This is a genomic window from Aminobacter sp. P4_D5, assembly GCF_056401815.1.
In genome coordinates, this window is sequence record NZ_JBFUIP010001402.1 from 1 (window position 1) to 518 (window position 518).

The following is a 518-nucleotide window of genomic DNA, read 5'->3' on the forward strand; positions in this document are numbered from 1 at the left end:
CGCTGAAGCGCTACCGTTCCTCCATGGACACGATGTTGCTACTGTTGCTGGGCCAGCGCGTGGATATGTTGAACCAGCAGGGAATGCACGGCCTGGTTAAGCTGCGCAGGCAGCCCCGGGTGGTTACGAATTTGGAAGGTGTGATGAAGGGCTATGACACGCCGACGAACTGAACCGCTCCGGGTTTTTCGGAGGCTCCAACTTCTGAGAAGGTGGAGCGACGACGAGCAGGACGACGAACAAGTTTTCTCCTGAGGTTCGCGARCRAGCGGTCCGGATGGTGCTGGAGCATKAGGSGCAGCAYCCGTCGCGTTGGGCGACGGTCCTGTCGATCGCGGCCAAGATCGGCTGCACGGCCCAGACGCTGAACGAGTGGGTTAAGAAGGCGGAGCGCGATAGCGGTTGCCGACCTGGCCCGACGACGGAGATGGCCGCCAAGCTAAAGGCCCTCGAACGGGAGAACCGGGAGCTTCGGCAGGCCAATGAGATCCTGCGCAAGGCGTCCGCATATTTTGCCC

Annotated in this window: 1 protein-coding gene; it reads left to right on the forward strand. The window is 61.4% G+C overall.

All coding sequences use genetic code 11. The features are described from left to right. Nucleotides 1–277: 277 nt before the first annotated feature. Nucleotides 278–518, forward strand: a 241-nt coding sequence (locus AC1DWF_RS38660; protein WP_476843685.1) for a transposase, incomplete at its 3' end; no start/stop codon positions are given.